1 pseudogene is annotated in these 388 nt (G+C 46.9%); it reads left to right on the top strand.

The annotated features are described in order from the left end of the window. Positions 1-157 precede the first annotated feature (157 nt). A pseudogene (locus D7W82_RS42100) lies at positions 158-388 on the top strand (hypothetical protein); the annotation flags it as partial.

Here is a 388-nt window from a genome sequence, read left to right as displayed (position 1 = left end):
GCGTTAGCCATTTATCACCTCATTGCGAGTGTTTTATAAAAATCAGAACTGTTTTTTATTATAATTTCGCACCAGGGTGGTCGCAATCCATCTTTTGCCGGTTAGTTACAATTCTGCGACATCCACCGTGAATATCAGTGCTAGAATCATACCCCTGTTGATTATTCACCAAAGATATAAAATTCCTATGCCAAAAGTTCAGGCCGACGGCCTGCCATTGCCCCAGCGATACGGTGCGATATTAACCATTGTGATTGGTATTTCGATGGCTGTCCTTGACGGCGCAATCGCCAACGTCGCCCTGCCAACAATCGCCACGGACCTTCATGCCACGCCAGCCAGTTCCATCTGGGTAGTGAACGCCTATCAAATCGCCATTGTCATCTCC

This window comes from Corallococcus sp. CA049B (assembly GCF_003611685.1).
GTDB lineage: Bacteria > Myxococcota > Myxococcia > Myxococcales > Myxococcaceae > Corallococcus > Corallococcus coralloides.
Note: the sequence above shows the minus strand (reverse complement) of the source record. Positions and strands in the feature narration are given on the sequence as shown.